We start from the raw sequence: 23,472 nt of genomic DNA on the forward strand, positions 1-23,472 counted from the left end.
GGCGTTTCACACTTTGTCCACAGTCTGCGCCTTGGCGGCCGGCAAGGTGAACCCGGACACCGAGCGCCGCAGCTGGCTGGCCATTTTCGCCAGGTTGCCAATGCTCTCGGCAGTGGCGGTGGAGCCGGACGAAGTCTGCGTGGTGATCTGCTGGATCACGTTCATCGTCAGGGAAATCTGACCAGCCGAAGACGTCTGTTGCTGCGCGGCGTTGGAAATGCTCTGGATCAATGCCGCGAGGGTCTTCGACACGCCTTCGATTTCTTCCAGGGCCACACCGGCATCCTGCGCCAGACGCGCGCCGCGCACCACTTCGGAGGTAGTCTGCTCCATGGAAATCACCGCTTCATTGGTGTCGGCCTGAATCGCCCGCACCAGGGTTTCGATCTGCCGGGTCGCAGCGGACGAACGTTCGGCCAGCCGCTGGACTTCGTCGGCCACCACCGCAAACCCGCGCCCGGCGTCACCGGCCATGGAGGCCTGGATCGCGGCGTTGAGCGCGAGGATGTTGGTCTGATCGGCAATGTCATCAATCAAACTGACAATGTCGCCGATTTCCTGTGAAGACTCGCCCAAGCGTTTGATGCGTTTGGCGGTGTCCTGAATCTGCTCGCGAATATTGTCCATGCCGTGGATGGTGTTGTGCACCACTTCGTTGCCCTTGTTGGCAATTTCCACGGAGCGCTCGGCGACTGCCGAAGATTCGGCGGCGTTGGCCGAGACCTGATCGATGGATTGCGCCATGTCGTTGATCGCGGTGGAGGCTTCACTGATCTGCTGGGCCTGATGCTCGGAGGCCTGCGCCAGGTGCATCGCGGTGGCCTGGGTTTCCTGCACGGCGGCGGCGACCTGGCCGGCGGTGAGGTTGATCGTTGCCACCAGATCGCGCAGCTGATCCACGGAATAGTTGATCGAATCGGCGATGGTCCCGGTGAAGTCTTCGGTCACCGACGCGGTAACGGTCAGGTCGCCATCGGCCAGGTCTTCGATTTCGTCGAGCAGGCGCATGATCGCGTTCTGGTTGCGCTCGTTCTTTTCGGCGGTCTCGCGCAACTGACGATTGGTTTCGCGCACCATCACCAGACCTATGAGGATGATCGACATCAGCGCCAGCAGGCCCAGCACGTAGCCGCCAATGGTGTCGGTGTTGCGGCCGTCGGCGAGATTTTCGAACCCGGTGGCCAAGTGTGAGGCTTCGTCGAGCAGGGTTTGTGACAGGCTGAAAATGTTGGTCGCCGATTCGCGGACCTTGAACAGCTCCGGCGAGGTTTCGAGGATTTCATCCACCGAACCCGAGACGAATTCAAACAGTTCGGAAATCTCGATCAACCGGGCGCGGGCATCGTGGTCTTCGACCTGGCTGACTTTCAGTGCCGGATTGCCCTGCAGCATGCCGGTCAGCACCTGACCGAAACGGGCGGCGTCGCGACCGAAAGCGTCGGCGGCCTGTTGCGAATTTTCGTCGCCGGACAGCACGGTATTCACCGCGCCGAGGATACGTTCGGCCAACAGCGACTGACGCTGGGCCATCGCAACCTGAGCGGCCGGCGCGCCACGTTGCAGGAGGATTTCGACGACTTTTTCGTATTCGACCTGCAATTGCGGCACGGTTTCGGCCAAGGTGGCGGCGACTTGATGCAGCGACAAAACCGTCTGTTCGCTGGAGAGGATGGCGTCGGTGTTTTTCAGCAGGCGTTCCCAGTCCATCTGCACGGCGCGCATTTCCGGGCGCACGGTGGCCGGGGCCGGTGGCAGGCCGGTGGAAGGATCGCCCTTCTTCAGATAACCCCAGCGCTGGGCGAAATCGTTGCGCGCATCGCTGAGCAACTTGAACGCGGCAGCCTTGCCGGCGGCAGCTTCGGTGGCATTTTTGGCGATGCGCTGAGAGAGCACGCGTAGCTCGCCGGCGTGGCCGATGTACTGTTTATCGTACGTAGCTTGAGTGTTGAGGTAAGCGAAGTTGGCGAACAGCAGCATGATGAAAACAATCAGCGCGATGAACAGCGCGATGATTTGCGACCGACTGCGCGACCCTTCTGGCTTGCCTGTTTTTGCTTTTATCATCGGTCCTCGCCTGTACTACCCAATTCCACGACGCCCTTGTAGGAGCGAGCTTGCTCGCGATGGACGTTAACGATGACGCGTGTTTTCTGAATAAGCACGCCGCCCTTGCGTCCATCGCGAGCAAGCTCGCTCCTACAGGGGGCCGCGTTTACACAGCGACGTGCATGAAGCTTTGTGACCGCGCCAATGCAAACGGGCTGAACACCTGCCAATTCTGCTCGCGCGGAAACCGGCCTTTTATGAACGGTGCAATCGGGCCATTCAACGCATCTACCGGCTCCAGACTGTCCTGGGCAAAGTGCTGAAGGCCGAAAACTTCATCGACCATCAACCCGGCAAACACGTCGTTATGCTCCACCACCAGCACCCGCCGCTGTTTGCGCACCGCCGACAATTCGTGCCCAAGCTCTTTATCTGAAAAGAAGGCACACAAATCCATCAGCGGCAGCAAGCGCCCGCGAAGGTTGGCCACGCCCTTGACCCAGGGTTTGACCCCCGGCAGTTGCGTGAACCGTGGTTCGTGCAGGACTTCGCTGACTTCGCCCATGGGCGCGACGTACCAGTGCTCGCCCAAGCGAAAACCGATACCGCTCCAGCTGTCCTGCCGGGTCGGCTGCGACGGCAGATACGCCGCCAGCAGACGACAGCGCTGGTCGATTTGCAGCAGCAGTTCGAAAGCCGTCAGCGACTCGTTCATGGCCGGACGATCAACCGGCCAGCACGTTGTTCAGGGTCTTGATCAGGGTCTCTTCGTCGACCGGTTTGGTCAGGTAATCCTTGGCACCCTGGCGCGTGCCCCAGACCTTGTCGGTTTCCTGGTCCTTGGTGGTGATGATGATCACCGGAATGTGCCCGGTGTCCGGGTCTTTGGTCAACTGACGGGTCGCCTGGAAACCGTTGAGGCCGGGCATGACGATGTCCATCAGCACGGCGTCGGGTTTTTCCTGACGGGCGAGCGCCACGCCGTCGGCGCCGTTTTCAGCTTTCAATACTTCATGACCGTGCTTTTCCAGCATGCCGGTCAGTTTGTACATTTCAGTCGGCGAATCATCGACGATCAGAATACGTGCCATGGTTTTCCCCATTCTTCTTGTCGACGCCGGGCCCGCTGGCCGAGCGTCACTGTGCGTGTCCTACTGCGGCAAAACGGCGGCGAAGCCCGGTACATGGGCCTGGATCGCGTTCAGCAGTTCTTCCTTGCTGAAAGGCTTGGTCAAAAACTGATCGGAACCGACGATGCGCCCCTTGGCCTTGTCGAACAGCCCGTCCTTGGACGACAGCATGATCACTGGCGTGGACTTGAACGCACTGTTGTTCTTGATCAAGGCGCAGGTCTGATAGCCATCCAGACGCGGCATCATGATGTCGACAAAGATGATGCCGGGGTGATTGTCGGCAATCTTGGCCAGGGCATCGAAACCGTCGATGGCCGTGATGACCTCACACCCCACATTTTTCAGCAGCGTTTCGGCGGTGCGGCGAATCGTCTTCGAATCGTCGATCACCATGACCTTCAAGGCGCTGGAATGCTGGTCCATAAATGCCCTACCGTCGCCTTTGCGAATCAATTTGTCCGTTTACGAATCTTCGGTGGCCTGGAAACCTTGATGCTCAAGGGCCAGCACGACATGGCAGCCTTTTTAGCACAGTCTCCAAATCCAATCTATCGGGCGACCTGTGCAGTCGTTTTTCCTTGACCGGGAACACACTGGGCGCCACTCTGACGCCACTTTTTCAAAGCCGTTCCGGCACCCAGATTCGAGGAAAAACCCATGAGCGTTCGCGTCGGGATTGTCATGGATCCTATTGCCAGCATCTCCTATAAAAAGGATAGCTCGCTGGCCATGCTGCTGGCCGCACAGAAGCGCGGCTGGGAACTGTTCTATATGGAACAGCGGGATTTGTACCAGGGCGAAGGTGAAGCCAGGGCACGGATGCGGCCACTGAAAGTCTTCGCCAACCCGGAAAAATGGTTCGAACTCGACACCGAGACCGACGCGCTGCTGAGCGATCTGGACGTGATCCTGATGCGCAAGGATCCGCCGTTCGACATGGAATTCGTCTACTCCACTTACCTGCTGGAGCAAGCCGAGCGCGCGGGTGTGCTGGTGGTCAACAAGCCGCAGAGCCTGCGTGACTGCAATGAAAAACTGTTAGCCACGCTGTTCCCGCAATGCACGCCGCCCACGGTGGTCAGCCGCCGCGCCGACGTGCTGCGTGAGTTCGCCGCCAAACATGGCGATGTGATCCTCAAGCCGCTGGACGGCATGGGCGGCACCTCGATTTTCCGTCACCGCGCGGGCGATCCGAACCTGTCGGTGATCCTTGAAACCCTGACTGCGCTGGGCACCCAGCAGATCATGGGCCAGGCGTACTTGCCGGCGATCAAGGACGGCGACAAGCGCATCCTGATGATCGACGGCGAGCCGGTGGATTATTGCCTGGCGCGGATTCCGGCGGCTGGCGAAACCCGTGGCAACCTCGCGGCTGGTGGTCGTGGCGAAGCCCGTCCGTTGAGCGACAAGGATCGCTGGATCGCCGCCCAGGTCGGCCCGACCCTGCGCGAGAAAGGCCTGCTGTTCGTGGGTCTGGACGTGATTGGCGAGCACCTGACCGAAATCAACGTGACCAGCCCGACCTGCATTCGCGAGATTGATAATGCATTCGGCACCGACATCGGCGGCCTGCTGATGGATGCCATCGATCAGAAGCTCAAGGCTCGTTGATATAGAACACCCAAGATGAAACCGACATTGCGTTATCATGCGCGGCCTGTGAAAAACGCGATGTTGGTTTTCTTGTCATGACACTTCCGTCCGATCTGCCCCCTGAACTCGCCCATCGTGGCGTGCGCCCGGCCGATCGCCTCGGATTTACCCTGTTTCTTGCGGCGTTGATTCATCTGGCCTTGCTGTTAGGCGTCGGGTTCACGATGGTTGAACCCAAGCAGATCAGCAAAACCCTGGAAATCACCCTCGCCACCTTCAAAAGCGAAAAGAAACCGACGAAAGCTGATTTCCTCGCCCAAGAAAATCAGGAAGGCAGCGGCACCCTGGATAAAAAGGCGATTCCCAAGACCACCGAGGTCGCGCCGTTCCAGGACAACAAGGTGCAGAAAGTCACGCCTCCGCCGGCCGCCAAGCCTGAAGTGCAGGAAGCGCCGCCCAAGGCTGCCGTGACCACCGTCGCACCGAAGCCGAAAAAAGCCGCGGCCAAGACCGAAGAACCCAAACCCGCCACCAAACCAGCCATTGCCGCGCCGACGTTCGACGTTGAACAGCTGTCCAGCGACATCGCCAGCCTGGAAGCGGAACTGGCCAACGAACAACAGTTGTACGCCAAGCGCCCGCGCATCCACCGCCTGAGCGCTGCCTCGACCATGCGTGACAAAGGTGCCTGGTATAAGGACGAATGGCGCAAGAAGGTCGAGCGCATCGGCAACCTCAATTACCCCGACGAAGCCCGACGCAAACAGATTTACGGCAACTTGCGCCTGATGGTCTCGATCAACCGCGACGGTTCGCTGTATGAAGTGCTCGTGCTTGAATCGTCCGGGCAACCGCTGCTGGATCAGGCGGCGCAGCGCATCGTCAGGCTCGCGGCGCCGTTTTCGCCGTTTACCGGGGATTTGGCGGATATCGACCGACTGGAAATCATTCGGACGTGGAAGTTTGCGCGCGGGGACAGACTTTCCAGCAATTGACCACCACTAATCTCCTGTAGGAGCGAGCTTGCTCGCGATGGTCGTCAACGATAACGCTGCATGCCTGACACCCCGTGGTGTCCTCAGGTTCATCGCGAGCAAGCTCGCTCCTACAGATTTGCGGCATTTCCAACACATCCCCGGCTTGTCAGTTCGCCCCTCCAACGCCACACTAGCGCACATGAAGAACGTCAGCCCCAGCTACCTCAAGCATCACTTCCTGATCGCCATGCCTCACATGGCCGACCCGAACTTTGCGCACACCTTGACCTACATCGTCGAGCACACGGCCAATGGTGCCATGGGGCTGGTGGTCAACCGTCCGCAAGACCTGAACCTGGCCGATATCCTCGAGCAACTGCGCCCCGATATCGAGCCGCCGATCCTCTGCCAACATGTACCGGTTTTCATCGGCGGCCCGGTGCAGACCGATCGCGGCTTTGTCTTGCACCCCTCGGGCAAGAAGTTTCAGGCGACCGTTGATCTGGAAGGCGATCTGTCACTGTCCACCTCCCAGGATGTGCTGTTCGCCATCGCCGATGGCGTCGGCCCGGCCAAGAGTGTGATCACCCTGGGTTATGCCGGCTGGGAAGCCGGGCAGCTTGAGGCAGAGCTGGCCCAGAACGCCTGGCTCACTTGCCCGTTCGACGCCGACATCCTGTTCAACACCAGCAGCGAACTGCGTCTCGAAGCGGCGGCCAAACACCTCGGCGTCAATCTCAGCCTGCTGACCAGCCAGGCGGGGCACGCCTAATGGCCCTGCGCCTGATCCTGGGGTTCGACTACGGCACTAAACAGATCGGCGTGGCGGTCGGCCAGGTGATTACCGGCCAGGCCCGCGAGCTGTGCACGCTGAAGGCACAGAACGGAGTGCCCGACTGGAATCAGGTCGAAGCACTGATTAAAGAGTGGAAACCCGACGCCGTGGTGGTCGGCCTGCCGTTGAACATGGACGGCACGCCGAGCGACATGTGCCTGCGGGCCGAAAAATTCGCCCGCCGCCTCAACGGCCGCTACAACCTGCCCTTCTATACCCACGATGAACGTCTGACCACCTTCGAAGCCAAAGGCGAACGGCGTGATCGTGGCGGGCAAAAAGGCAGTTACCGCGACAACCCGGTAGACGCCATCGCCGCCGCCCTGCTGCTGCAAGGCTGGCTCGACGAAAACACCGCACTGTTCGAATCCTGAAGAGCCGTGACAAGCGACTCTCTATAGCGACAACCCGAGCCACCCCACAAGCACCGCCCGGCCCGGGCCCAAGAAGGAGCAACCATGAGCCTGCCCAATCCCGCCGAACTGATCAGCCAGATGGCGATCCGTCTCAAGGCACATCTGGAACACCGCGGCATCAGCGAACCGCGTTACATCGGTATTCGTACCGGTGGCGTGTGGGTCGCCCAGGCGTTGCTCGAGGAACTGGGCAACGATTCGCCGCTCGGCACGCTGGACGTGTCCTTCTATCGCGACGATTTCAGCCAGAACGGCCTGCACCCGCAAGTGCGCCCCTCGGCACTGCCGTTCGAGATCGAAGGTCAGGACCTGGTGCTGATCGACGACGTGCTGATGAGCGGCCGCACCATCCGCGCCGCCCTGAACGAACTCTTCGACTACGGCCGCCCGGCCAGCGTGACGCTCGTGTGCCTGCTGGACCTGGACGCGGGTGAACTGCCGATCCGCCCGAATGTGGTGGGCGCGACCCTGTCGCTGGCGGCCCACGAGCGCGTGAAGCTGTCCGGCCCGGAGCTCAAGCTCGAACTGCAAGACCTCGCCCTTTAATTCGCCCTATTGAGAGTCCCCCTCGCGATGACGCCTCTAGAAACCAAGCGCCCGCTGCAGCTCAATGATCAGGGCCAGCTGCGCCACTTCCTCTCGCTCGACGGTTTGCGCCGCGAGCTGCTGACGGAAATCCTCGACACCGCCGACTCGTTCCTCGAAGTCGGCGCCCGGGCGGTCAAGAAAGTCCCGTTGCTGCGCGGCAAGACCGTGTGCAACGTGTTTTTCGAGAACTCCACCCGCACCCGCACCACCTTCGAACTGGCAGCCCAGCGGTTGTCGGCGGACGTGATCACTTTGAACGTGTCCACGTCGTCGGCAAGCAAGGGTGAAACCCTGCTCGACACCCTGCGCAACCTGGAAGCCATGGCCGCCGACATGTTTGTCGTGCGTCACGGTGATTCCGGCGCGGCACACTTCATCGCCGAACACGTGTGCCCGCAAGTGGCGATCATCAACGGCGGCGACGGCCGTCACGCCCACCCGACCCAAGGCATGCTCGACATGCTGACGATCCGTCGGCACAAGGGCGGTTTCGAGAACCTCTCGGTCGCCATTGTCGGCGACATCCTGCACTCTCGGGTTGCGCGCTCGAACATGCTGGCGCTGAAAACCCTCGGTTGCCCGGACATCCGCGTGATCGCACCGAAAACCCTGCTGCCGATCGGCATCGAGCAATACGGCGTGAAGGTCTACACCGACATGACCGAAGGCCTGAAAGACGTCGATGTGGTGATCATGCTGCGCCTGCAACGTGAACGCATGACCGGTGGCCTGCTACCAAGCGAAGGCGAGTTCTACCGCCTGTTCGGCCTGACCACCGCGCGCCTGGCCGGCGCCAAACCGGATTGCATCGTCATGCACCCGGGACCGATCAACCGTGGCGTGGAAATTGAGTCGGCGGTGGCCGACGGCCCGCATTCGGTGATTCTTAACCAAGTGACCTACGGCATCGCAATTCGTATGGCTGTGTTGTCCATGGCCATGAGCGGGCAGACTGCCCAGCGCCAATTCGAGCAGGAGAACGCCCAGTGAAGCTCAGCATTCTCGGCGCCCGTGTAATCGATCCAGCCAGCGGCCTGGATCAATTGACTGATATTCACATTGAAGCCTGCAAGATTGTCGCTATCGGCGCCGCGCCGGCCGGTTTCGTGGCCGTCGATACCCTCGACGCCCAAGGCCTTGTGGCTGCGCCGGGGCTGGTTGACCTGAACGTCGCCTTGCGCGAACCGGGTTACAGCCGCAAAGGCTCGATCATCAGCGAAACCCGCGCCGCCGCTGCCGGCGGCGTGACCAGCCTGTGCTGCCCGCCGAAAACCAAACCGGTGCTGGACACTTCGGCCGTAGCCGAACTGATCCTCGACCGCGCCCGCGAGGCCGGCAACACCAAGGTTTTCCCAATTGGCGCGCTGAGCAAAGGCCTGGAAGGAGAGCAACTTGCAGAGCTCGTTGCTTTGCGCGATGCCGGTTGCGTGGCCTTCGGCAACGGTCTTGAAAGCTTCCGCAACACCCGCACGCTGTGCCGTGCGCTGGAATACGCGGCGACCTTCGACCTGACGGTGATTTTCAACTCGCAGGACCATGATCTGGCCGAAGGTGGTTTGGCGCATGAAGGCCCGACCGCCAGTTTCCTCGGTTTGCCGGGCATTCCTGAATCCGCTGAAACCGTGGCTCTGGCGCGGGATCTGCTGCTGGTCGAGCAAAGCGGCGTGCGCGCACACTTCAGTCAACTGACCAGCGCTCGCGGCGTGGCCCTGATTGCTCAGGCTCAGGCCCGCGGTTTGCCGGTGACGGCCGATGTCGCGTTGTATCAGTTGATCCTGACCGATGAAGCGCTGATCGATTTCAGCAGCCTCTATCACGTCCAGCCGCCGCTGCGCACCCGTGTCGACCGCGACGGCCTGCGCGAGGCGGTGAAGTCGGGGGTGGTTTCGGCCATCTCCAGCCATCACCAGCCACACGAACGGGATGCCAAACTGGCGCCGTTCGGTGCGACTGAGCCGGGGATCAGCAGTGTCGAACTGTTGCTGCCGTTGGCGATGACGTTGGTGGAAGATGGTTTGCTGGACCTGCCGACGCTGCTGGCGCGCCTGAGCGCCGGGCCAGCCGAAGCGTTGCGCTTGCCGGCGGGCAAGTTAGCCGTCGGCGGGCCGGCGGATATTGTGTTGTTTGATCCGGCGGCATCGACCGTGGCCGGAGAAACCTGGCTGTCCAAGGGTGAGAACTGCCCATTCATTGGGCATAGCTTGCCGGGTGTAGTGCGTTACACCCTGGTGGATGGGCGCATCAGTCACCAGGCGTAATACTGTGGCGAGGGGATTTATCCCCGTTGGGCTGCGAAGCGGCCCCAAGCAAAGCAGCCATGTTCTTTCAGAAAGAACTCGATTGCTGATTTGCGACTGCTACGCAGTCGAACGGGGATAAATCTCCTCGCCACAATTGATCAACGGCGCTGCGCGTTGCGCACGGACACCTGATCATTCAGCGTCCAGAAGTCATACAAAACCCCCAGAAAGAACAACCCACCCGTCACCAGGTACAGCAAGCCGCTGATCCACTTTCCCTGATACATCCGGTGAACGCCGAACACCCCGAGAAACGTCAGCAAAATCCACGCGACGTTGTATTCCACCGGTCCGGCGGTAAAACGCAGGTCCGCTTCACGGTCCATGGACGGGATCAGGAAGAGGTCGATCAGCCAGCCAATGCCCAGCAAACCGAAAGTGAAAAACCAGATCGTCCCGGTCACCGGCTTGCCGTAATAGAAGCGGTGCGCGCCGGTAAAACCGAAAATCCACAGCAGGTAACCGATCATCTTGCTGTGGGTGTCTTGATGCGGAACGGGGTGTTGATAGGTGTTCATGAAGGACCTCGAATCACACGATAGATAAATATTCTTGAATTCTTTGTGACTTTTTTACAGGTGGCCGACGTATGGCAAATGTTACCTTGTCTCCCGTCAAAGCCTTATAGCACCTGACTTCTGTCCGACAATTGCGTCCATTTGCCGCGCATTTGGTTCCGTTGGCCGCCATGTTGAATCGACCAACGGCCTCGGAATGACAAAAAAAGCTGTTATAAAGTTTCGCGCTAACCTACATGAGCCCTGCCTAATGCGTCCATTTTTCAAGACATGGCTAACCATTTGCCTTTTGATGCCACTGGCCGCCCACGCCACCAATCGTGAGCAACGTCTTCCTAACGTTAATGGTTACACCCCCAAATCCCATGTTTCTGCTCCGTCGAGCAAAAACAAGCAAATCGCCAAGCAATCGACTTCGCTGAGCAAAGCCAACAGCAAGCTTGTCCCGCCAATGGCGAACAAGGAAAGCAGCAACGTGTTGAGCCGCGCCGTAAACGTCCTTGGTACGCCCTACCGTTGGGGCGGCAGCAGCCCAAGTAAAGGGTTTGATTGCAGCGGCCTGGTGAAATACGCGTTCAACGACGACACGTTCGACCTGCCTCGCACCTCCAATGCCATGGCCAGCGGTCATGGCGAGAAAGTCGATCGTAAGGATCTGAAACCCGGCGACCTGATTTTCTTTAACATCAAGAGCCGCCGCGTCAATCACGTTGCCATCTACCTGGGCAACGACCGCTTTATCCACGCACCGCGCCGTGGCAAGTCGGTGACCATCGATACGCTGAAGAAACCGTACTGGGAAAGCCACTACGTGGTTGCCAAGCGGGTTATGCCGAAAGAGAAGAACACCTTGCAGGTCGTTCAGCGCTGATTTAAAGCAAGATCAAAAGATCGCAGCCTTCGGCAGCTCCTACAGGGAACCGCGAACCCCTGCGTAGGAGCTGCCAAAGGCTGCGATCTTTTGCTTTAAAGTGCTCAAAAACTATCCGGCGACCGCGCCTTCTCCCGCGCATGCTCGCGACTGATCAGGCCTTTGGTCACCAATTCCTTCAAGCACATATCCAGCGTCTGCATCCCCAGATTCCCGCCGGTCTGAATCGACGAGTACATCTGCGCGACTTTGTCTTCACGGATCAGGTTACGGATCGCCGACGTCCCCAGCATGATCTCGTGCGCCGCGATGCGCCCGCCGCCGATCTTCTTCACCAGCGTTTGCGACACCACGGCCAGCAATGATTCGGACAGCATCGAACGCACCATCGACTTTTCATCCCCCGGAAATACATCCACAACCCGGTCTATGGTTTTCGCCGCCGACGTGGTGTGCAGCGTGCCGAACACCAGGTGACCCGTCTCGGCAGCGGTCAGCGCCAAACGAATGGTCTCCAGATCCCGCATCTCCCCCACCAGGATCACATCCGGGTCTTCCCGCAGCGCCGAGCGCAGGGCGGTGGCGAAGCTGCGGGTATCGCGATGGACTTCACGCTGGTTGATCAGGCATTTGCGCGATTCATGGACGAATTCGATCGGGTCTTCGATGGTCAGGATATGGTGATGGCGATTGCTATTCAGGTAATCGATCATCGCCGCCAGGGTGGTGGACTTTCCGGAACCGGTTGGGCCGGTCACCAGCACCAGGCCGCGAGGCGCTTCGGTAATCTTGCGAAACACTTCCCCCATGCCCAGGTCGTCCATGGTCAGGACCTTGGACGGAATGGTCCGGAATACGGCGCCGGCCCCCCGATTCTGGTTGAAGGCGTTCACCCGAAAACGCGCCACGCCCGGTACTTCGAAGGAAAAGTCGGTTTCGAGATGCTTCTCGAAGTCCACCCGCTGGACGTCGTTCATGATGTCGTAGATCAACTCATGCACTTCCTTGTGATCCAGGGCCGGCAGGTTGATGCGCCGCACATCGCCGTCGACGCGAATCATCGGTGGCAGGCCCGCCGACAGGTGCAAGTCGGACGCGCCTTGTTTGGCGCTGAACGCCAGCAGTTCAGTGATATCCATAGCACTCCTCAATTCCAGTAGAATGCCGCCAACCTCAGACCCGCTGGCGCCTCTTGAATGTCCACGATAGCAGACAACATTGCACTGGTTAGTTCACGCATCCGAGCTGCCGCCCTTGCCGCCCACCGTGACGAACACAGCGTCCAGCTATTGGCCGTGAGCAAGACCAAGCCCGCTGACGCCGTGCGTGCAGCCCACGCCGCCGGCCTGCGCGACTTTGGCGAGAATTACCTGCAGGAAGCCTTGGGCAAACAGCTCGAATTGGCCGACCTGCCCTTGATCTGGCACTTCATCGGCCCCATTCAATCGAACAAGACTCGCGCCATCGCCGAGCACTTCGCCTGGGTGCATTCCGTGGATCGTCTGAAAATCGCACAACGCCTGTCCGAACAACGTCCTGCCGATCTGCCGCCACTGAACATCTGCATCCAGGTCAACGTCAGCGGTGAAGCCAGCAAGTCCGGCTGCACCCCGGCCGACGTGCCCGCCCTGGCCCACGCCATCAACGAACTGCCGCGCCTCAAGCTGCGCGGGTTGATGGCGATCCCCGAGCCGACGGAAGATCGCGCCGCTCAGGATGCCGCTTTTGCTGCCGTACAAAGCCTGCAAGCCAGCCTGAACCTGCCGCTCGACACACTTTCCATGGGCATGAGCCACGATCTTGAATCGGCCATCGCCATGGGCGCCACCTGGGTCCGTATCGGAACGGCCCTGTTTGGCGCCCGCGACTACGGTCAACCATGAACAATGGCTGACTCTTCTCTTTATAAGGACCTGACATGAGCAAGACTCGTATTGCCTTTATCGGTGCCGGCAACATGGCCGCCAGCCTGATCGGCGGCCTGCGCGCCAAAGGTCTGGACGCCGCGCAGATCCGCGCCAGCGACCCGGGCGTTGAAACCCGCGCCAAAGTGAACGCTGAACACGGCATCGAAGTATTCGCCGACAACGCCGAGGCCATTCAAGGCGCGGACGTGGTCGTGCTGGCGGTCAAACCCCAGGCGATGAAAGCCGTGTGCGAAGCGATTCGCCCGAGCCTCAAGCCCAATCAGCTGGTGGTCTCGATTGCTGCCGGCATCACCTGCGCCAGCATGAACAACTGGCTCGGCGCGCAACCGATCGTGCGCTGCATGCCCAACACCCCGGCGCTGCTGCGCCAGGGCGTGAGCGGTTTGTTCGCCACCGCCGAGGTGAGCGCTGAGCAACGCCAACAGGCTGAAGAATTGCTGTCGGCCGTGGGCATCGCCTTGTGGTTGAACGAAGAACAGCAACTGGACGCCGTCACCGCCGTTTCCGGTTCGGGCCCCGCGTACTTCTTCCTGCTGATCGAAGCCATGACCGCCGCGGGCGTGAAGCTTGGTCTGCCGGCAGACATTGCCGCCCAACTGACCCTGCAAACCGCGCTGGGCGCCGCGCACATGGCGGTTTCCAGCGATGTCGACGCCGCTGAACTGCGTCGCCGCGTGACCTCGCCGGCGGGCACTACAGAAGCTGCAATCAAATCGTTCCAGGCTGGCGGCTTCGAAGCGCTGGTAGAAAAAGCACTTGGCGCCGCTGCGCACCGCTCGGCCGAGATGGCCGAACAATTGGGTCAATAAGGAGCCTTACATGATTGGATTGAACACTGCAGCGGTTTACGTGCTGCAAACCCTCGGCAGCCTCTACCTGCTGATCGTGCTGCTGCGCTTTGTGTTGCAACTGGTGCGCGCGAACTTCTACAACCCGCTGTGCCAGTTCGCCGTCAAGGCTACTCAGCCGCTGCTCAAGCCGCTGCGCCGGATCATCCCGAGCATGTTTGGTCTGGACATGTCCTCACTGGTGCTGGCGATCCTCGTGCAACTGGCGTTGATGGCCCTGACGCTGCTGCTGACCTATGGCACCACCGGCAACCCGCTGCAATTGCTGATCTGGTCGCTGATCGGCGTGACCGCACTGTTCCTGAAGATTTTCTTCTTTGCCCTGATCATCAGCGTGATTCTGTCCTGGGTCGCCCCGGGCAGCCACAACCCGGGCGCCGAGCTGGTGAACCAGATCTGCGAGCCGGCACTGGCGCCGTTTCGCAAGATAGTGCCCAACCTCGGTGGTCTGGATATCTCGCCAATCCTCGCGTTCCTGGTGCTCAAGCTGATCGACATGCTGGTGATCAACAACCTCGCCGCGATGACGATGATGCCGGAAATCCTGCGCCTGCTGATTTGACCCGATCTTCAGCGCACGGGAGGCTGACCGTGTCATCGTTCATCGCGAGCAAGCTCGCTCCCACAAGGGAATGCATTCCAATGTGGGAGCGAGCTTGCTCGCAATGAATGCACCTAGGTCCAACTGAAGAAAATCAGCTCGGGCCTTTGCTTGCCGCTGACCCCACCGGTCTTTAGACTTACGCCTCATTTCAACGAGAGCAGGGTCGATGCCAACTGCCTTTCCCCCCGATTCTGTTGGTCTGGTGACGCCGCAAATGGCGCACTTCAGCGAACCCCTGGCCCTGGCCTGCGGCCGTTCGCTCCCGGCGTACGACCTGATTTACGAAACCTACGGCACGCTGAACGCCACGGCGAGTAACGCCGTGCTGATCTGCCACGCCTTGTCCGGTCACCACCACGCTGCCGGCTTCCACAGCCCCGACGACCGCAAACCCGGTTGGTGGGACAGCTGCATCGGCCCCGGCAAGCCGATCGACACCACTAAATTCTTCGTCGTCAGCCTGAACAACCTCGGCGGTTGCAACGGTTCCACCGGCCCGAGCAGCGTCAACCCGGAAACCGGCAAGCCCTTCGGCGCCGACTTCCCGGTGCTGACCGTGGAAGACTGGGTGCACAGTCAGGCGCGCTTGTCCGACCTGCTCGGCATCAGCCAATGGGCGGCCGTGATTGGCGGCAGCCTCGGCGGCATGCAGGCGTTGCAGTGGACCATCACCTACCCGGATCGCGTGCGGCACTGCCTGGCCATCGCCTCGGCACCCAAGCTTTCGGCACAGAACATCGCCTTCAACGAAGTCGCACGCCAGGCAATCCTCACCGACCCTGAGTTCCACGGCGGTTCGTTCCAGGAAGCGGGCGTGATCCCCAAGCGCGGCTTGATGCTGGCACGGATGGTCGGGCACATCACTTACCTGTCCGACGATTCCATGGGTGAGAAATTCGGCCGTGGCCTCAAGAGCGAAAAGCTCAACTACGACTTCCACAGTGTCGAGTTCCAGGTTGAAAGCTACCTGCGTTATCAGGGCGAGGAATTCTCCGGACGCTTCGACGCCAACACCTACCTGCTGATGACCAAGGCGCTGGACTACTTCGACCCGGCGGCAAACTTCGACGATGACCTGGCGAAAACCTTCGCCAGCGCCTCGGCCAAGTTCTGCGTGATGTCTTTCACCACCGACTGGCGCTTCTCCCCTGCCCGCTCGCGGGAACTGGTGGACGCGCTGATGGCGGCCAGGAAAGACGTCTGCTACCTCGAGATCGACGCTCCGCAAGGCCACGACGCCTTCCTGATTCCGATCCCGCGTTACTTGCAGGCGTTCAGCAATTACATGAACCGAATTACGTTGTGAGAACGCCATGAGAGCTGATCTGGAAATCATCCAGGAATGGATCCCCGCCGGCAGCCGCGTGCTTGACCTCGGCTGCGGTGACGGCGAGCTGCTGACGTGGCTGCGCGACAACAAGCAAGTTACCGGTTACGGCCTGGAAAACGACCCGGACAACATCGCCGAGTGCGTGGCCAAAGGCATCAACGTCATCGAGCAGGACCTGGACAAGGGCTTGGGCAACTTTGCCAGCAACAGCTTCGACATCGTGGTCATGACCCAGGCGTTGCAAGCCGTACACTACCCGGACAAAATCCTCGACGAAATGCTGCGGGTCGGTCGCCAGTGCATCATCACCTTTCCCAACTTCGGTCACTGGCGCTGCCGCTGGTACCTGGCGAGCAAGGGCCGGATGCCGGTATCGGAGTTTCTGCCGTACACCTGGTACAACACGCCGAACATCCACTTCTGCACCTTCGAAGACTTTGAAGCCCTTTGCCGCGGACGTGAAGCCAAGGTCATTGATCGGCTTGCCGTGGATCAACAGCATCGGCACGGGTGGGCCAGTAAGCTATGGCCTAATCTGTTAGGTGAGATCGGTATCTACCGCGTCAGCAGCCCGGGGCTGCAAGACCACAAGGTCGCGGTCTGAACCACGACATTCCAAGGAGAACGATCATGGGTCGTCTAGCATTGTTTTTACTCTCTGCCTGCCTAAGCGTCACCGCCATGGCCGCCGAAGTCATCAAGGGCGAGCGCCAGGAAACCTTTGGCGACGTGACGGTGCACTACAACACGTTCAATTCCACTTTCCTGACGCCGGACATCGCCAAATCGGCCGAGCTGAATCGCAGCAAGAACCAGGGCGTGATCAACGTCTCGGTGATCAAGGATGGCAAACCGCTGGTCTCCAACGTCAGCGGCTCGGTCAAAGACCTGACCAGCCAGACCGTGCCACTGAAATTCAAACAGATCACCGAACAAGGCGCGATCTACTACATCGCCCAGTTCCCGGTCGACCAGCAGGAAATCCGCACCTTCGAGATCAAGGTGCAGAACGGTGACAAAATCAACACCATCAATTTCAACCAAGAGCTTTTCCCCGGCGAATGATGAACTTCACGCAACTCGTACTGGCCAGCCACAACGCCGGCAAACTCAAGGAACTCCAGGCCATGCTCGGCGACTCGGTGCAACTGCGCTCGATCGGCGAGTTCAGCAGCGTCGAGCCTGAAGAAACCGGTTTGTCGTTCGTCGAGAACGCCATCCTCAAGGCCCGTAACGCTGCGCGCATTTCCGGGCTGCCGGCGCTGGCCGACGATTCGGGGCTGGCGGTGGATTTCCTCGGCGGCGCGCCGGGGATCTACTCGGCTCGTTATGCCGATGGCCAAGGCGATGCGGCGAACAACGCCAAACTGCTCGATGCCTTGAAAAACGTGCCGCAAGCCGAGCGCGGCGCGCAGTTTGTCTGCGTTCTGGCGCTGGTGCGTCATGCCGACGATCCATTGCCGATCCTCTGCGAAGGTCTGTGGCACGGCCGCATCCTGACTCAAGCCAGCGGTGAACACGGTTTTGGTTACGATCCGCTGTTCTGGGTGCCCGAGCGCGATTGCTCCAGCGCCGAACTGAGCCCGAGCGACAAGAACCTCATCAGTCACCGCGCCCGTGCAATGGATCTGCTGCGCCAGCGTCTGGGCCTGAAATGACCCGCGACTCATCCGCGTCACCGCTGATTTTCGGCGGTGCCGCACAATCGCCTCGGGCCGCATTGCCAACGCTGCCGCCCCTGGCGCTGTACATCCACATCCCGTGGTGTGTGCGCAAATGCCCTTATTGCGACTTCAACTCCCACACCGCCAGCCCGGTGCTGCCGGAGCAGGAATACGTCGACGCGTTGCTGGCCGATCTCGATCAGGACCTGCACGCGGTTTACGGCCGTGAACTGAGCTCGATCTTCTTTGGTGGCGGTACGCCGAGTCTGTTCAGCGCCGAAGCCTTGGGCCGCTTGCTCAAAGGCGTCGAGCAACGGATACCGTTTGCCAGCGACATTGAAATCACCCTGGAGGCCAATCCGGGCACGTTCGAACAAGAGAAGTTCGTCGCTTACCGCGCATTGGGCATCAATCGGCTGTCGATCGGCATCCAGAGCTTTCAGGAAGAGAAACTCAAGGCGCTGGGCCGGATTCACAATGGCGATGAAGCGGCGCGAGCCGCTGGCATGGCGCGTCAGGCCGGGTTCGATAACTTCAACCTGGACCTGATGCACGGTTTGCCCGGTCAGTCGTTGGACGATGCCCTGAGCGATTTACGCCAGGCCATCGCCTTGAAGCCGACGCACTTGTCCTGGTATCAGCTGACGCTGGAGCCGAACACGGTGTTCTGGAACCAGCCGCCGACGCTGCCGGAAGACGACACGTTGTGGGACATTCAGGAAGCGGGTCAGGCGCTGTTGGCTGAGCACGGTTACGCGCAATACGAAGTCTCTGCCTATGCCCAGCCCGGTCGCCCGGCGCGGCATAACCTCAATTACTGGAGTTTTGGCGACTTCATCGGCATCGGTGCCGGCGCCCACGGCAAGCTTAGCCATCCGGACGGACGCATCGTGCGCACCTGGAAGACGCGCCTGCCGAAGGACTACCTGAACCCGGCGAAAAGCTTCACGGCCGGCGAAAAAGCCCTGACCAACGATGAACTACCGTTCGAGTTCCTGATGAATGCCTTGCGCCTGACCGAGGGCGTCGAATCGCGGCTGTACCCGGAGCGCACCGGGCTGAGCCTGGAAAGCCTGGCCGAAGGCCGCCTCGACGCCGAACAAAGCGGCCTGTTGCAGGTCGAACCGTCACGTCTGGCGGCCACCGGGCGCGGTCAACTGTTCCTCAATGACTTGCTGCAAAAATTTCTGAGCTGATTTCAGCCTTAAGGGAAAACGAATGGATTTGATACTCGACCTGCTCGCCACCGTCTCCCGTTGGAGCCGCAGCAACCTGTCGGAAATCTCGCTGGCGTTGGTGGGCTGTTTGCTGGTGTTGTTCGGCGCGGACATCAAAGGCTGGGTCGACCAACGCCTGGGCAGCATCGCCGGCGCCTTGCGCGTACCGCTGATGGCCCTGTTGTGCATGGTCGGCAGCGGGCTCGCGCTGATCTACGCCACGCCGTGGATCATCCGCGGCTTGAGCCAGTTCAACAACTACAGCCTGGCGCCGGTGTTGTTGGTGGTGCTGGTGCTCATCGGCGTTGTGGCCGACCGCCGCTGACTTCAGCTACAACCGGAAACAACTGTGGGAGCGAGCTTGCTCGCGATGAGGCCATAACATTCAACATCTCAGTTGACTGTCAGGCCGCCATCGCGAGCAAGCTCGCTCCCACAGTTTTTACTGCGTTACGACTTAGGACTGCTTTTCGAACTTCAGATCCCACACGCCATGCCCAAGACGTTCGCCACGGCGCTCGAACTTGGTGATCGGGCGTTCAGCCGGGCGCGGCACGCACTTGCCGTCCTCGGCCAGGTTGCGATAACCCGGCGCAACGTTCATCACTTCCAGCATGTACTCGGCGTACGGTTCCCAGTCAGTGGCCATGTGCAGCACACCGCCGACCTTCAACTTGCTGCGCACCAGTTCAGCGAACGACGCCTGAACGATACGACGCTTGTGGTGGCGGCTCTTGTGCCACGGATCCGGGAAAAACAGCATCAGGCGGTCGAGGCTGTTGTCGGCGATGCAACGGTTGAGCACTTCGATCGCGTCGCAATCGTAGACACGCAGGTTGGTCAGGCCTTGAGTCAGCACGCCATTGAGCAGCGCGCCAACACCCGGACGGTGCACTTCCACGCCAATGAAATCCTGTTCCGGCGAGGCGGCAGCCATTTCCAGCAGCGAATGGCCCATGCCGAAACCGATTTCCAGCGAGCGCGGTGCCGAGCGACCGAATACCTGGTCGAAGTCCACCGGTGCATCCGCCAATGGCAGCACAAACAGCGGTGTGCCTTGGTCCAGGCCGCGTTGCTGGCCTTCGGTCATGCGCCCGGCGCGCATCACGAAACTCTTGATGCGGCGGTGTTGGCGCTCGTCGCCTTCTTCCGTCTGGATAGGCGTGTCGTTTGATTCAGTCATCAATGGCTCTTACTTGATCAGACCATCCAGCGGCGAGGAGGCGCTGGCATAGAGTTTTTTCGGCATGCGGCCGGCGAGGTAGGCCAGGCGGCCTGCGACGATGGCGTGTTTCATGGCTTCAGCCATCATGATGGGCTGCTGGGCGTTGGCGATGGCCGAGTTCATCAGCACCGCTTCGCAGCCCAGCTCCATGGCGATGGTGGCATCAGAGGCAGTACCAACCCCGGCGTCCACCAGCACAGGTATTTTCGCCTCTTCCAGGATGATCTGCAGGTTGTACGGGTTGCAAATCCCCAGGCCCGTGCCAATCAGACCGGCCAGCGGCATGACCGCGATACAGCCGATTTCCGCCAGTTGACGGGCAATGATCGGATCATCGCTGGTGTACACCATTACATCGAAGCCTTCCTTGACCAGCACTTCGGCGGCCTTGAGGGTTTCGATGACGTTGGGAAACAGGGTTTTCTGGTCCGCCAGCACCTCCAGCTTCACCAGGTTGTGGCCGTCGAGCAGCTCACGGGCCAGGCGGCAGGTGCGCACGGCTTCGATGGCGTCGTAGCAACCGGCGGTGTTCGGCAGGATGGTGTATCGATCCGGCGGCAGGATATCGAGCAGGTTCGGTTCGCCCGGGTTTTGGCCGATGTTGGTCCGGCGCACGGCGACGGTGACGATCTCGGCGCCCGAGGCCTCGATGGCCAGGCGGGTTTCTTCCATGTCGCGGTACTTGCCGGTGCCTACCAGCAAGCGCGACTGGTAAGTACGACCGGCCAGGACGAAAGGCTTGTCGCTACGAACGATGCTCATGGGAAATCCTCTGTAGGGGTGAGGTTCTTGCAGAATTCTGGTGCCCTTGCGGGCCAGGCGACTAGCCGCCACCGATAGCGTGAACCACTTCGACGCAATCGCCGTCGTTCAATGTGGTTTCCCCATGCTGGCTGCGCGGGACGATATCCAGATTGAGTTCGACCGCCACCCGTCGTCCGGTCAGTTCCAGACGGGCCAGCAGGGCCGCAACGGTTTCACCGTCGGGCAGTTCAAGGGATTCGCCGTTCAACTGAATGCGCATGCCGAATGCCGCCATCATTTTTAGGGGCTGGCATTCTAGCCCGTTCATGACCTAAAGGTCAGCAACAAGCGTCAAGCGGTCAGCGGCAAGCGCCAAGCGGCGAGGCCCAGGCAGAACCAGCCAGTCAGGAAGGCCAGGCCACCGAACGGTGTGATGATCCCGAGCTTGCTGACGCCCGTCAGGGTCAACAGGTACAGGCTGCCGGAAAACAGCAGGATGCCGATGGCAAACGAGGCGCCGGCCCAGGTGATCAGCCGACCCGGAATCTGTGTGGCCAGTAGCGCTACACCCAATAAGGCAAGTGTGTGCACCAATTGGTAGGTGACGCCGGTGTGGAAGATCGCCAGGTATTCAGGGGTCAGCCGGTTTTTCAAGCCGTGGGCGGCAAATGCGCCAAGGGCGACGCCGGTGAAGCCGAAGAAAGCGGACAGGATCAGAAAGCCACGCAGCATGAAGAACTCCAGTCAGACTCGATCAACAGGGTCTGTATAATGGCCCGCTCAACGGGTTCGGCCAAGCCATCTCTATGCTGCGTTTATTTTTGCGACGATTCACGAAGGCCCTGCTCTGGTTCGCGGGTGGCAGCGTATTGCTGGTGCTGATTTTTCGCGTGGTACCACCACCGGGCACGGCGCTGATGGTCGAGCGCAAGATCGAATCCTGGATCGACGGCGAGCCCATCGACCTGCAACGTACCTGGAAGCCTTGGGATGAGATTTCCGACGATCTGAAAGTCGCAGTGATTGCCGGTGAAGATCAGAAATTCCCGGAGCATTGGGGCTTTGACCTGGGTGCCATCCGCGCCGCACTGGCTCACAACGAGCTGGGCGGTTCGGTTCGCGGCGCCAGTACATTGAGCCAGCAAGTCTCGAAGAACCTGTTCTTGTGGTCTGGGCGCAGCTGGTTGCGCAAAGGGCTGGAAGCCTGGTTTACCGGGTGGATCGAGGTCCTCTGGCCCAAGCAGCGGATTCTTGAGGTTTACTTGAACAGTGTCGAGTGGGATGACGGCGTGTTTGGCGCGGAAGCAGCGGCTCGGCATCACTTTGGTGTCGGTGCGCGTTCGCTGTCGCGCCAGCAAGCGAGTTTGCTGGCGGCCGTTCTGCCCAATCCACGGGTTTGGAGTGCGAGTCACCCGACCAACTATGTCGCACGGCGGGCCGGGTGGATTCGGCAGCAGATGAGTCAGTTGGGCGGTGACAGCTATCTGTTGAGCCTCAACGATTCGCGTCGCGCGCCTTGGGCCCAGTAGCCCAACCCATAGACACCGAAAATCCCCTGTGGGAGCGAGCTTGCTCGCGATTGCATCAGGTCAGTCGACATTCATGTTGAATGTACCGGCCCAATCGCGAGCAAGCTCGCTCCCACAGGGGCTATGTTAAGCAGTGGGCACACACAAAAACGCCCCGATCAATGATCGGGGCGTTTTTTATTGCCGGGTGCGCAGGTTAGGCGGCGATCGACAACTTGAGCTTGTTCATCGCGCTCTTTTCGAGCTGACGAATTCGCTCGGCCGACACGTTGTACTTCTGCGCCAGGTCGTGCAGCGTGGCTTTCTCTTCAGCCAACCAGCGCTGATAAAGGATGTCACGGCTGCGGTCGTCCAGCACTTCCAGCGCTTCGTGCAGGTTGTGGTTGGAATTGTCGCTCCAGTCCGCATCTTCCAGTTGACGGGCCGGGTCGTACCGGTGGTCTTCCAGATAGTTGGCCGGCGATTGGAAAGCACTGTCGTCGTCCGCTTCCGCGGCCGGATCGAAGGCCATGTCATGACCAGTCAGGCGGCTTTCCATCTCGCGCACTTCCCGCGGCTCTACACCGAGGCTCTCCGCCACGCGGTGGACTTCCTCGTTGTTCAGCCACGCCAGACGTTTCTTCTGGCTGCGCAGGTTGAAGAACAGCTTGCGCTGAGCCTTGGTGGTCGCGACTTTCACGATCCGCCAGTTGCGCAGGATGAACTCGTGGATTTCCGCCTTGATCCAGTGCACAGCGAACGAAACCAGACGCACACCCATTTCCGGGTTGAAGCGCTTAACTGCCTTCATCAGGCCAACGTTGCCTTCCTGGATCAGGTCAGCCTGAGCCAGACCGTAGCCGGAATAGCTACGGGCGATATGTACGACAAAACGCAGGTGGGCGAGCACCATCTGCCGAGCCGCCCCCAAATCCTGCTCATAATAGAGACTCTCGGCCAGTTCACGCTCCTGCTCCGGCGTCAGCAAAGGAATGCTGTTGACGGTGTGCACATAGGCCTCCAGGTTAGCACCCGGGACCAGAGCATATGCAGGTTGCAAAGAATTGGTCATACGAAAAAACCTCCGACTTACATAACTCGTGCAGTTCAGCACTGCGAAAATTGAC

At 60.3% G+C, this 23,472-nt stretch carries 29 protein-coding genes; 18 read left to right on the forward strand and 11 right to left on the reverse strand.

The genetic code is table 11. The annotated features are described in order from the left end of the window. Window positions 1–6: 6 nt before the first annotated feature. The 4 genes from ACYZT9_RS25010 to pilG all read right to left on the reverse strand — a co-directional run bounded on the left by ACYZT9_RS25010 (window position 7) and on the right by pilG (window position 3,602). Window positions 7–2,064, reverse strand: a complete 2,058-nt coding sequence (locus ACYZT9_RS25010) for a methyl-accepting chemotaxis protein (protein WP_462007854.1) — start codon at window positions 2,062–2,064, stop codon at window positions 7–9. A 148-nt stretch (window positions 2,065–2,212) separates the two neighbouring features. Continuing rightward, window positions 2,213–2,761: a chemotaxis protein CheW gene (locus ACYZT9_RS25015; protein ID WP_462007855.1), complete on the reverse strand. Its 549-nt coding sequence runs from the start codon at window positions 2,759–2,761 to the stop codon at window positions 2,213–2,215. Between the two features lie 10 nt (window positions 2,762–2,771). Next, window positions 2,772–3,137 carry a twitching motility response regulator PilH gene (gene pilH, locus ACYZT9_RS25020; RefSeq protein ID WP_027926574.1) on the reverse strand — a complete coding sequence of 122 codons (366 nt, stop codon included), beginning with the start codon at window positions 3,135–3,137 and terminating at the stop codon, window positions 2,772–2,774. Window positions 3,138–3,197: 60 nt separating this feature from the next. Further along, window positions 3,198–3,602: a twitching motility response regulator PilG gene (pilG, locus tag ACYZT9_RS25025; RefSeq protein WP_027926573.1), complete on the reverse strand. Its 405-nt coding sequence runs from the start codon at window positions 3,600–3,602 to the stop codon at window positions 3,198–3,200. 234 nt (window positions 3,603–3,836) lie between these two features. Between pilG and gshB the strand changes: the two genes are divergently transcribed. The 7 genes from gshB (at window position 3,837) to ACYZT9_RS25060 (ending at window position 9,846) form a co-directional block, all read left to right on the forward strand. Then, window positions 3,837–4,790, forward strand: a complete 954-nt coding sequence (gshB, locus tag ACYZT9_RS25030; RefSeq protein ID WP_462007856.1) for a glutathione synthase — start codon at window positions 3,837–3,839, stop codon at window positions 4,788–4,790. Window positions 4,791–4,867: 77 nt separating this feature from the next. Further along, window positions 4,868–5,767 carry a TonB family protein gene (locus ACYZT9_RS25035; RefSeq protein WP_462007857.1) on the forward strand — a complete coding sequence of 300 codons (900 nt, stop codon included), beginning with the start codon at window positions 4,868–4,870 and terminating at the stop codon, window positions 5,765–5,767. Window positions 5,768–5,948: 181 nt separating this feature from the next. Further along, complete coding sequence (locus tag ACYZT9_RS25040) at window positions 5,949–6,521, forward strand: YqgE/AlgH family protein (RefSeq protein WP_462010285.1); 573 nt, start codon at window positions 5,949–5,951, stop codon at window positions 6,519–6,521. Continuing rightward, window positions 6,521–6,958 (forward strand): Holliday junction resolvase RuvX, encoded by a 438-nt coding sequence (gene ruvX / locus ACYZT9_RS25045; protein WP_003195067.1) that lies wholly within the window; start codon window positions 6,521–6,523, stop codon window positions 6,956–6,958. The genes ACYZT9_RS25040 and ruvX overlap by 1 nt, the downstream gene beginning before the upstream one ends. Before the next feature lie 84 nt (window positions 6,959–7,042). Continuing rightward, a complete protein-coding gene (gene pyrR, locus ACYZT9_RS25050; protein ID WP_462007858.1) occupies window positions 7,043–7,546 on the forward strand; it encodes a bifunctional pyr operon transcriptional regulator/uracil phosphoribosyltransferase PyrR in 504 nt (167 codons plus the stop codon). Between the two features lie 27 nt (window positions 7,547–7,573). Then, window positions 7,574–8,578 (forward strand): aspartate carbamoyltransferase catalytic subunit, encoded by a 1,005-nt coding sequence (locus ACYZT9_RS25055; RefSeq protein WP_007897943.1) that lies wholly within the window; start codon window positions 7,574–7,576, stop codon window positions 8,576–8,578. Then, the gene (locus tag ACYZT9_RS25060; RefSeq protein ID WP_462007859.1) at window positions 8,575–9,846 is read left to right on the forward strand and encodes a dihydroorotase; all 1,272 of its coding nucleotides are present in this window, start codon (window positions 8,575–8,577) and stop codon (window positions 9,844–9,846) included. Before ACYZT9_RS25055 ends, ACYZT9_RS25060 begins: the two co-directional genes overlap by 4 nt. Before the next feature lie 140 nt (window positions 9,847–9,986). Here ACYZT9_RS25060 and ACYZT9_RS25065 read toward each other — a convergent pair whose 3' ends face one another. After that, a complete protein-coding gene (locus ACYZT9_RS25065) occupies window positions 9,987–10,406 on the reverse strand; it encodes an NINE protein (protein WP_462007860.1) in 420 nt (139 codons plus the stop codon). A gap of 250 nt (window positions 10,407–10,656) precedes the next feature. Between ACYZT9_RS25065 and ACYZT9_RS25070 the strand changes: the two genes are divergently transcribed. After that, window positions 10,657–11,277 (forward strand): C40 family peptidase, encoded by a 621-nt coding sequence (locus ACYZT9_RS25070; protein ID WP_462007861.1) that lies wholly within the window; start codon window positions 10,657–10,659, stop codon window positions 11,275–11,277. Window positions 11,278–11,381: 104 nt separating this feature from the next. Here the strand turns inward: ACYZT9_RS25070 and ACYZT9_RS25075 are convergent, their stop codons facing one another. Continuing rightward, window positions 11,382–12,416 carry a type IV pilus twitching motility protein PilT gene (locus ACYZT9_RS25075; RefSeq protein WP_462007862.1) on the reverse strand — a complete coding sequence of 345 codons (1,035 nt, stop codon included), beginning with the start codon at window positions 12,414–12,416 and terminating at the stop codon, window positions 11,382–11,384. 57 nt (window positions 12,417–12,473) lie between these two features. Here ACYZT9_RS25075 and ACYZT9_RS25080 point away from each other — a divergent pair, with 57 nt between their 5' ends. The 9 genes from ACYZT9_RS25080 (at window position 12,474) to ACYZT9_RS25120 (ending at window position 19,193) form a co-directional block, all read left to right on the forward strand. After that, window positions 12,474–13,160: a YggS family pyridoxal phosphate-dependent enzyme gene (locus ACYZT9_RS25080; RefSeq protein ID WP_462007863.1), complete on the forward strand. Its 687-nt coding sequence runs from the start codon at window positions 12,474–12,476 to the stop codon at window positions 13,158–13,160. A 35-nt stretch (window positions 13,161–13,195) separates the two neighbouring features. After that, window positions 13,196–14,014: a pyrroline-5-carboxylate reductase gene (gene proC, locus ACYZT9_RS25085; protein WP_462007864.1), complete on the forward strand. Its 819-nt coding sequence runs from the start codon at window positions 13,196–13,198 to the stop codon at window positions 14,012–14,014. A gap of 10 nt (window positions 14,015–14,024) precedes the next feature. Next, entirely contained in the window at window positions 14,025–14,615 is a 591-nt protein-coding gene (locus ACYZT9_RS25090; protein WP_462007865.1) for a YggT family protein, read from the forward strand. Between the two features lie 208 nt (window positions 14,616–14,823). Beyond that, window positions 14,824–15,963, forward strand: coding sequence for a homoserine O-succinyltransferase MetX (gene metX / locus ACYZT9_RS25095; protein ID WP_462007866.1), 1,140 nt, complete (start codon window positions 14,824–14,826; stop codon window positions 15,961–15,963). Between the two features lie 7 nt (window positions 15,964–15,970). Next, window positions 15,971–16,591 (forward strand): methionine biosynthesis protein MetW, encoded by a 621-nt coding sequence (gene metW, locus ACYZT9_RS25100; RefSeq protein ID WP_462007867.1) that lies wholly within the window; start codon window positions 15,971–15,973, stop codon window positions 16,589–16,591. 26 nt (window positions 16,592–16,617) lie between these two features. Next, entirely contained in the window at window positions 16,618–17,052 is a 435-nt protein-coding gene (locus ACYZT9_RS25105; protein ID WP_462007868.1) for a DUF4426 domain-containing protein, read from the forward strand. Next, on the forward strand, window positions 17,049–17,645 hold the full coding sequence (gene rdgB, locus ACYZT9_RS25110) for an RdgB/HAM1 family non-canonical purine NTP pyrophosphatase (RefSeq protein WP_462007869.1): 597 nt from the start codon (window positions 17,049–17,051) through the stop codon (window positions 17,643–17,645). The genes ACYZT9_RS25105 and rdgB overlap by 4 nt, the downstream gene beginning before the upstream one ends. Next, entirely contained in the window at window positions 17,642–18,847 is a 1,206-nt protein-coding gene (hemW, locus tag ACYZT9_RS25115; protein WP_462007870.1) for a radical SAM family heme chaperone HemW, read from the forward strand. Before rdgB ends, hemW begins: the two co-directional genes overlap by 4 nt. Before the next feature lie 22 nt (window positions 18,848–18,869). Beyond that, window positions 18,870–19,193: a DUF3392 domain-containing protein gene (locus ACYZT9_RS25120; protein ID WP_462007871.1), complete on the forward strand. Its 324-nt coding sequence runs from the start codon at window positions 18,870–18,872 to the stop codon at window positions 19,191–19,193. 132 nt (window positions 19,194–19,325) lie between these two features. On the opposite strand, the gene trmB is transcribed toward ACYZT9_RS25120, so the two are convergent. The 4 genes from trmB to ACYZT9_RS25140 all read right to left on the reverse strand — a co-directional run bounded on the left by trmB (window position 19,326) and on the right by ACYZT9_RS25140 (window position 21,569). Continuing rightward, on the reverse strand, window positions 19,326–20,051 hold the full coding sequence (gene trmB / locus ACYZT9_RS25125) for a tRNA (guanosine(46)-N7)-methyltransferase TrmB (RefSeq protein WP_084322431.1): 726 nt from the start codon (window positions 20,049–20,051) through the stop codon (window positions 19,326–19,328). Window positions 20,052–20,060: 9 nt separating this feature from the next. Continuing rightward, window positions 20,061–20,855: a thiazole synthase gene (locus ACYZT9_RS25130; protein WP_052964984.1), complete on the reverse strand. Its 795-nt coding sequence runs from the start codon at window positions 20,853–20,855 to the stop codon at window positions 20,061–20,063. 61 nt (window positions 20,856–20,916) lie between these two features. Further along, the gene (gene thiS / locus ACYZT9_RS25135; protein WP_462007872.1) at window positions 20,917–21,117 is read right to left on the reverse strand and encodes a sulfur carrier protein ThiS; all 201 of its coding nucleotides are present in this window, start codon (window positions 21,115–21,117) and stop codon (window positions 20,917–20,919) included. Between the two features lie 71 nt (window positions 21,118–21,188). Then, complete coding sequence (locus ACYZT9_RS25140; protein ID WP_462007873.1) at window positions 21,189–21,569, reverse strand: DUF423 domain-containing protein; 381 nt, start codon at window positions 21,567–21,569, stop codon at window positions 21,189–21,191. A 74-nt stretch (window positions 21,570–21,643) separates the two neighbouring features. On the opposite strand from ACYZT9_RS25140, the gene mtgA reads away from it, so the two are divergent. After that, window positions 21,644–22,366, forward strand: coding sequence for a monofunctional biosynthetic peptidoglycan transglycosylase (mtgA, locus tag ACYZT9_RS25145; RefSeq protein ID WP_462007874.1), 723 nt, complete (start codon window positions 21,644–21,646; stop codon window positions 22,364–22,366). Window positions 22,367–22,562: 196 nt separating this feature from the next. On the opposite strand, the gene rpoH is transcribed toward mtgA, so the two are convergent. Further along, complete coding sequence (gene rpoH, locus ACYZT9_RS25150; RefSeq protein WP_007897890.1) at window positions 22,563–23,417, reverse strand: RNA polymerase sigma factor RpoH; 855 nt, start codon at window positions 23,415–23,417, stop codon at window positions 22,563–22,565. Between the last annotated feature and the right edge of the window lie 55 nt (window positions 23,418–23,472).

This window comes from Pseudomonas sp. ZT5P21 (assembly GCF_054897785.1).

Bases quoted from the DNA above. Each gene is read 5' to 3' on its own strand.
- ACYZT9_RS25055 (WP_007897943.1), top strand. From the start codon at position 7,574: ATGACGCCTCTAGAAACCAAGCGCCCGCTGCAGCTCAATGATCAGGGC.
- proC (WP_462007864.1), top strand. From the start codon at position 13,196: ATGAGCAAGACTCGTATTGCCTTTATCGGTGCCGGCAACATGGCCGCC.
- ACYZT9_RS25130 (WP_052964984.1), bottom strand. From the start codon at position 20,855: ATGAGCATCGTTCGTAGCGACAAGCCTTTCGTCCTGGCCGGTCGTACT.
- ACYZT9_RS25120 (WP_462007871.1), top strand. From the start codon at position 18,870: ATGGATTTGATACTCGACCTGCTCGCCACCGTCTCCCGTTGGAGCCGC.
- ACYZT9_RS25015 (WP_462007855.1), bottom strand. From the start codon at position 2,761: ATGAACGAGTCGCTGACGGCTTTCGAACTGCTGCTGCAAATCGACCAG.
- ACYZT9_RS25105 (WP_462007868.1), top strand. From the start codon at position 16,618: ATGGGTCGTCTAGCATTGTTTTTACTCTCTGCCTGCCTAAGCGTCACC.
- rpoH (WP_007897890.1), bottom strand. From the start codon at position 23,417: ATGACCAATTCTTTGCAACCTGCATATGCTCTGGTCCCGGGTGCTAAC.
- metW (WP_462007867.1), top strand. From the start codon at position 15,971: ATGAGAGCTGATCTGGAAATCATCCAGGAATGGATCCCCGCCGGCAGC.
- pilH (WP_027926574.1), bottom strand. From the start codon at position 3,137: ATGGCACGTATTCTGATCGTCGATGATTCGCCGACTGAAATGTACAAA.
- trmB (WP_084322431.1), bottom strand. From the start codon at position 20,051: ATGACTGAATCAAACGACACGCCTATCCAGACGGAAGAAGGCGACGAG.
- ACYZT9_RS25040 (WP_462010285.1), top strand. From the start codon at position 5,949: ATGAAGAACGTCAGCCCCAGCTACCTCAAGCATCACTTCCTGATCGCC.
- ACYZT9_RS25010 (WP_462007854.1), bottom strand. From the start codon at position 2,064: ATGATAAAAGCAAAAACAGGCAAGCCAGAAGGGTCGCGCAGTCGGTCG.
- rdgB (WP_462007869.1), top strand. From the start codon at position 17,049: ATGATGAACTTCACGCAACTCGTACTGGCCAGCCACAACGCCGGCAAA.
- mtgA (WP_462007874.1), top strand. From the start codon at position 21,644: ATGCTGCGTTTATTTTTGCGACGATTCACGAAGGCCCTGCTCTGGTTC.
- ACYZT9_RS25075 (WP_462007862.1), bottom strand. From the start codon at position 12,416: ATGGATATCACTGAACTGCTGGCGTTCAGCGCCAAACAAGGCGCGTCC.
- ACYZT9_RS25080 (WP_462007863.1), top strand. From the start codon at position 12,474: ATGTCCACGATAGCAGACAACATTGCACTGGTTAGTTCACGCATCCGA.
- ruvX (WP_003195067.1), top strand. From the start codon at position 6,521: ATGGCCCTGCGCCTGATCCTGGGGTTCGACTACGGCACTAAACAGATC.
- ACYZT9_RS25090 (WP_462007865.1), top strand. From the start codon at position 14,025: ATGATTGGATTGAACACTGCAGCGGTTTACGTGCTGCAAACCCTCGGC.
- ACYZT9_RS25035 (WP_462007857.1), top strand. From the start codon at position 4,868: ATGACACTTCCGTCCGATCTGCCCCCTGAACTCGCCCATCGTGGCGTG.
- ACYZT9_RS25065 (WP_462007860.1), bottom strand. From the start codon at position 10,406: ATGAACACCTATCAACACCCCGTTCCGCATCAAGACACCCACAGCAAG.
- metX (WP_462007866.1), top strand. From the start codon at position 14,824: ATGCCAACTGCCTTTCCCCCCGATTCTGTTGGTCTGGTGACGCCGCAA.
- pilG (WP_027926573.1), bottom strand. From the start codon at position 3,602: ATGGACCAGCATTCCAGCGCCTTGAAGGTCATGGTGATCGACGATTCG.
- thiS (WP_462007872.1), bottom strand. From the start codon at position 21,117: ATGCGCATTCAGTTGAACGGCGAATCCCTTGAACTGCCCGACGGTGAA.
- gshB (WP_462007856.1), top strand. From the start codon at position 3,837: ATGAGCGTTCGCGTCGGGATTGTCATGGATCCTATTGCCAGCATCTCC.
- pyrR (WP_462007858.1), top strand. From the start codon at position 7,043: ATGAGCCTGCCCAATCCCGCCGAACTGATCAGCCAGATGGCGATCCGT.
- ACYZT9_RS25070 (WP_462007861.1), top strand. From the start codon at position 10,657: ATGCGTCCATTTTTCAAGACATGGCTAACCATTTGCCTTTTGATGCCA.
- hemW (WP_462007870.1), top strand. From the start codon at position 17,642: ATGACCCGCGACTCATCCGCGTCACCGCTGATTTTCGGCGGTGCCGCA.
- ACYZT9_RS25140 (WP_462007873.1), bottom strand. From the start codon at position 21,569: ATGCTGCGTGGCTTTCTGATCCTGTCCGCTTTCTTCGGCTTCACCGGC.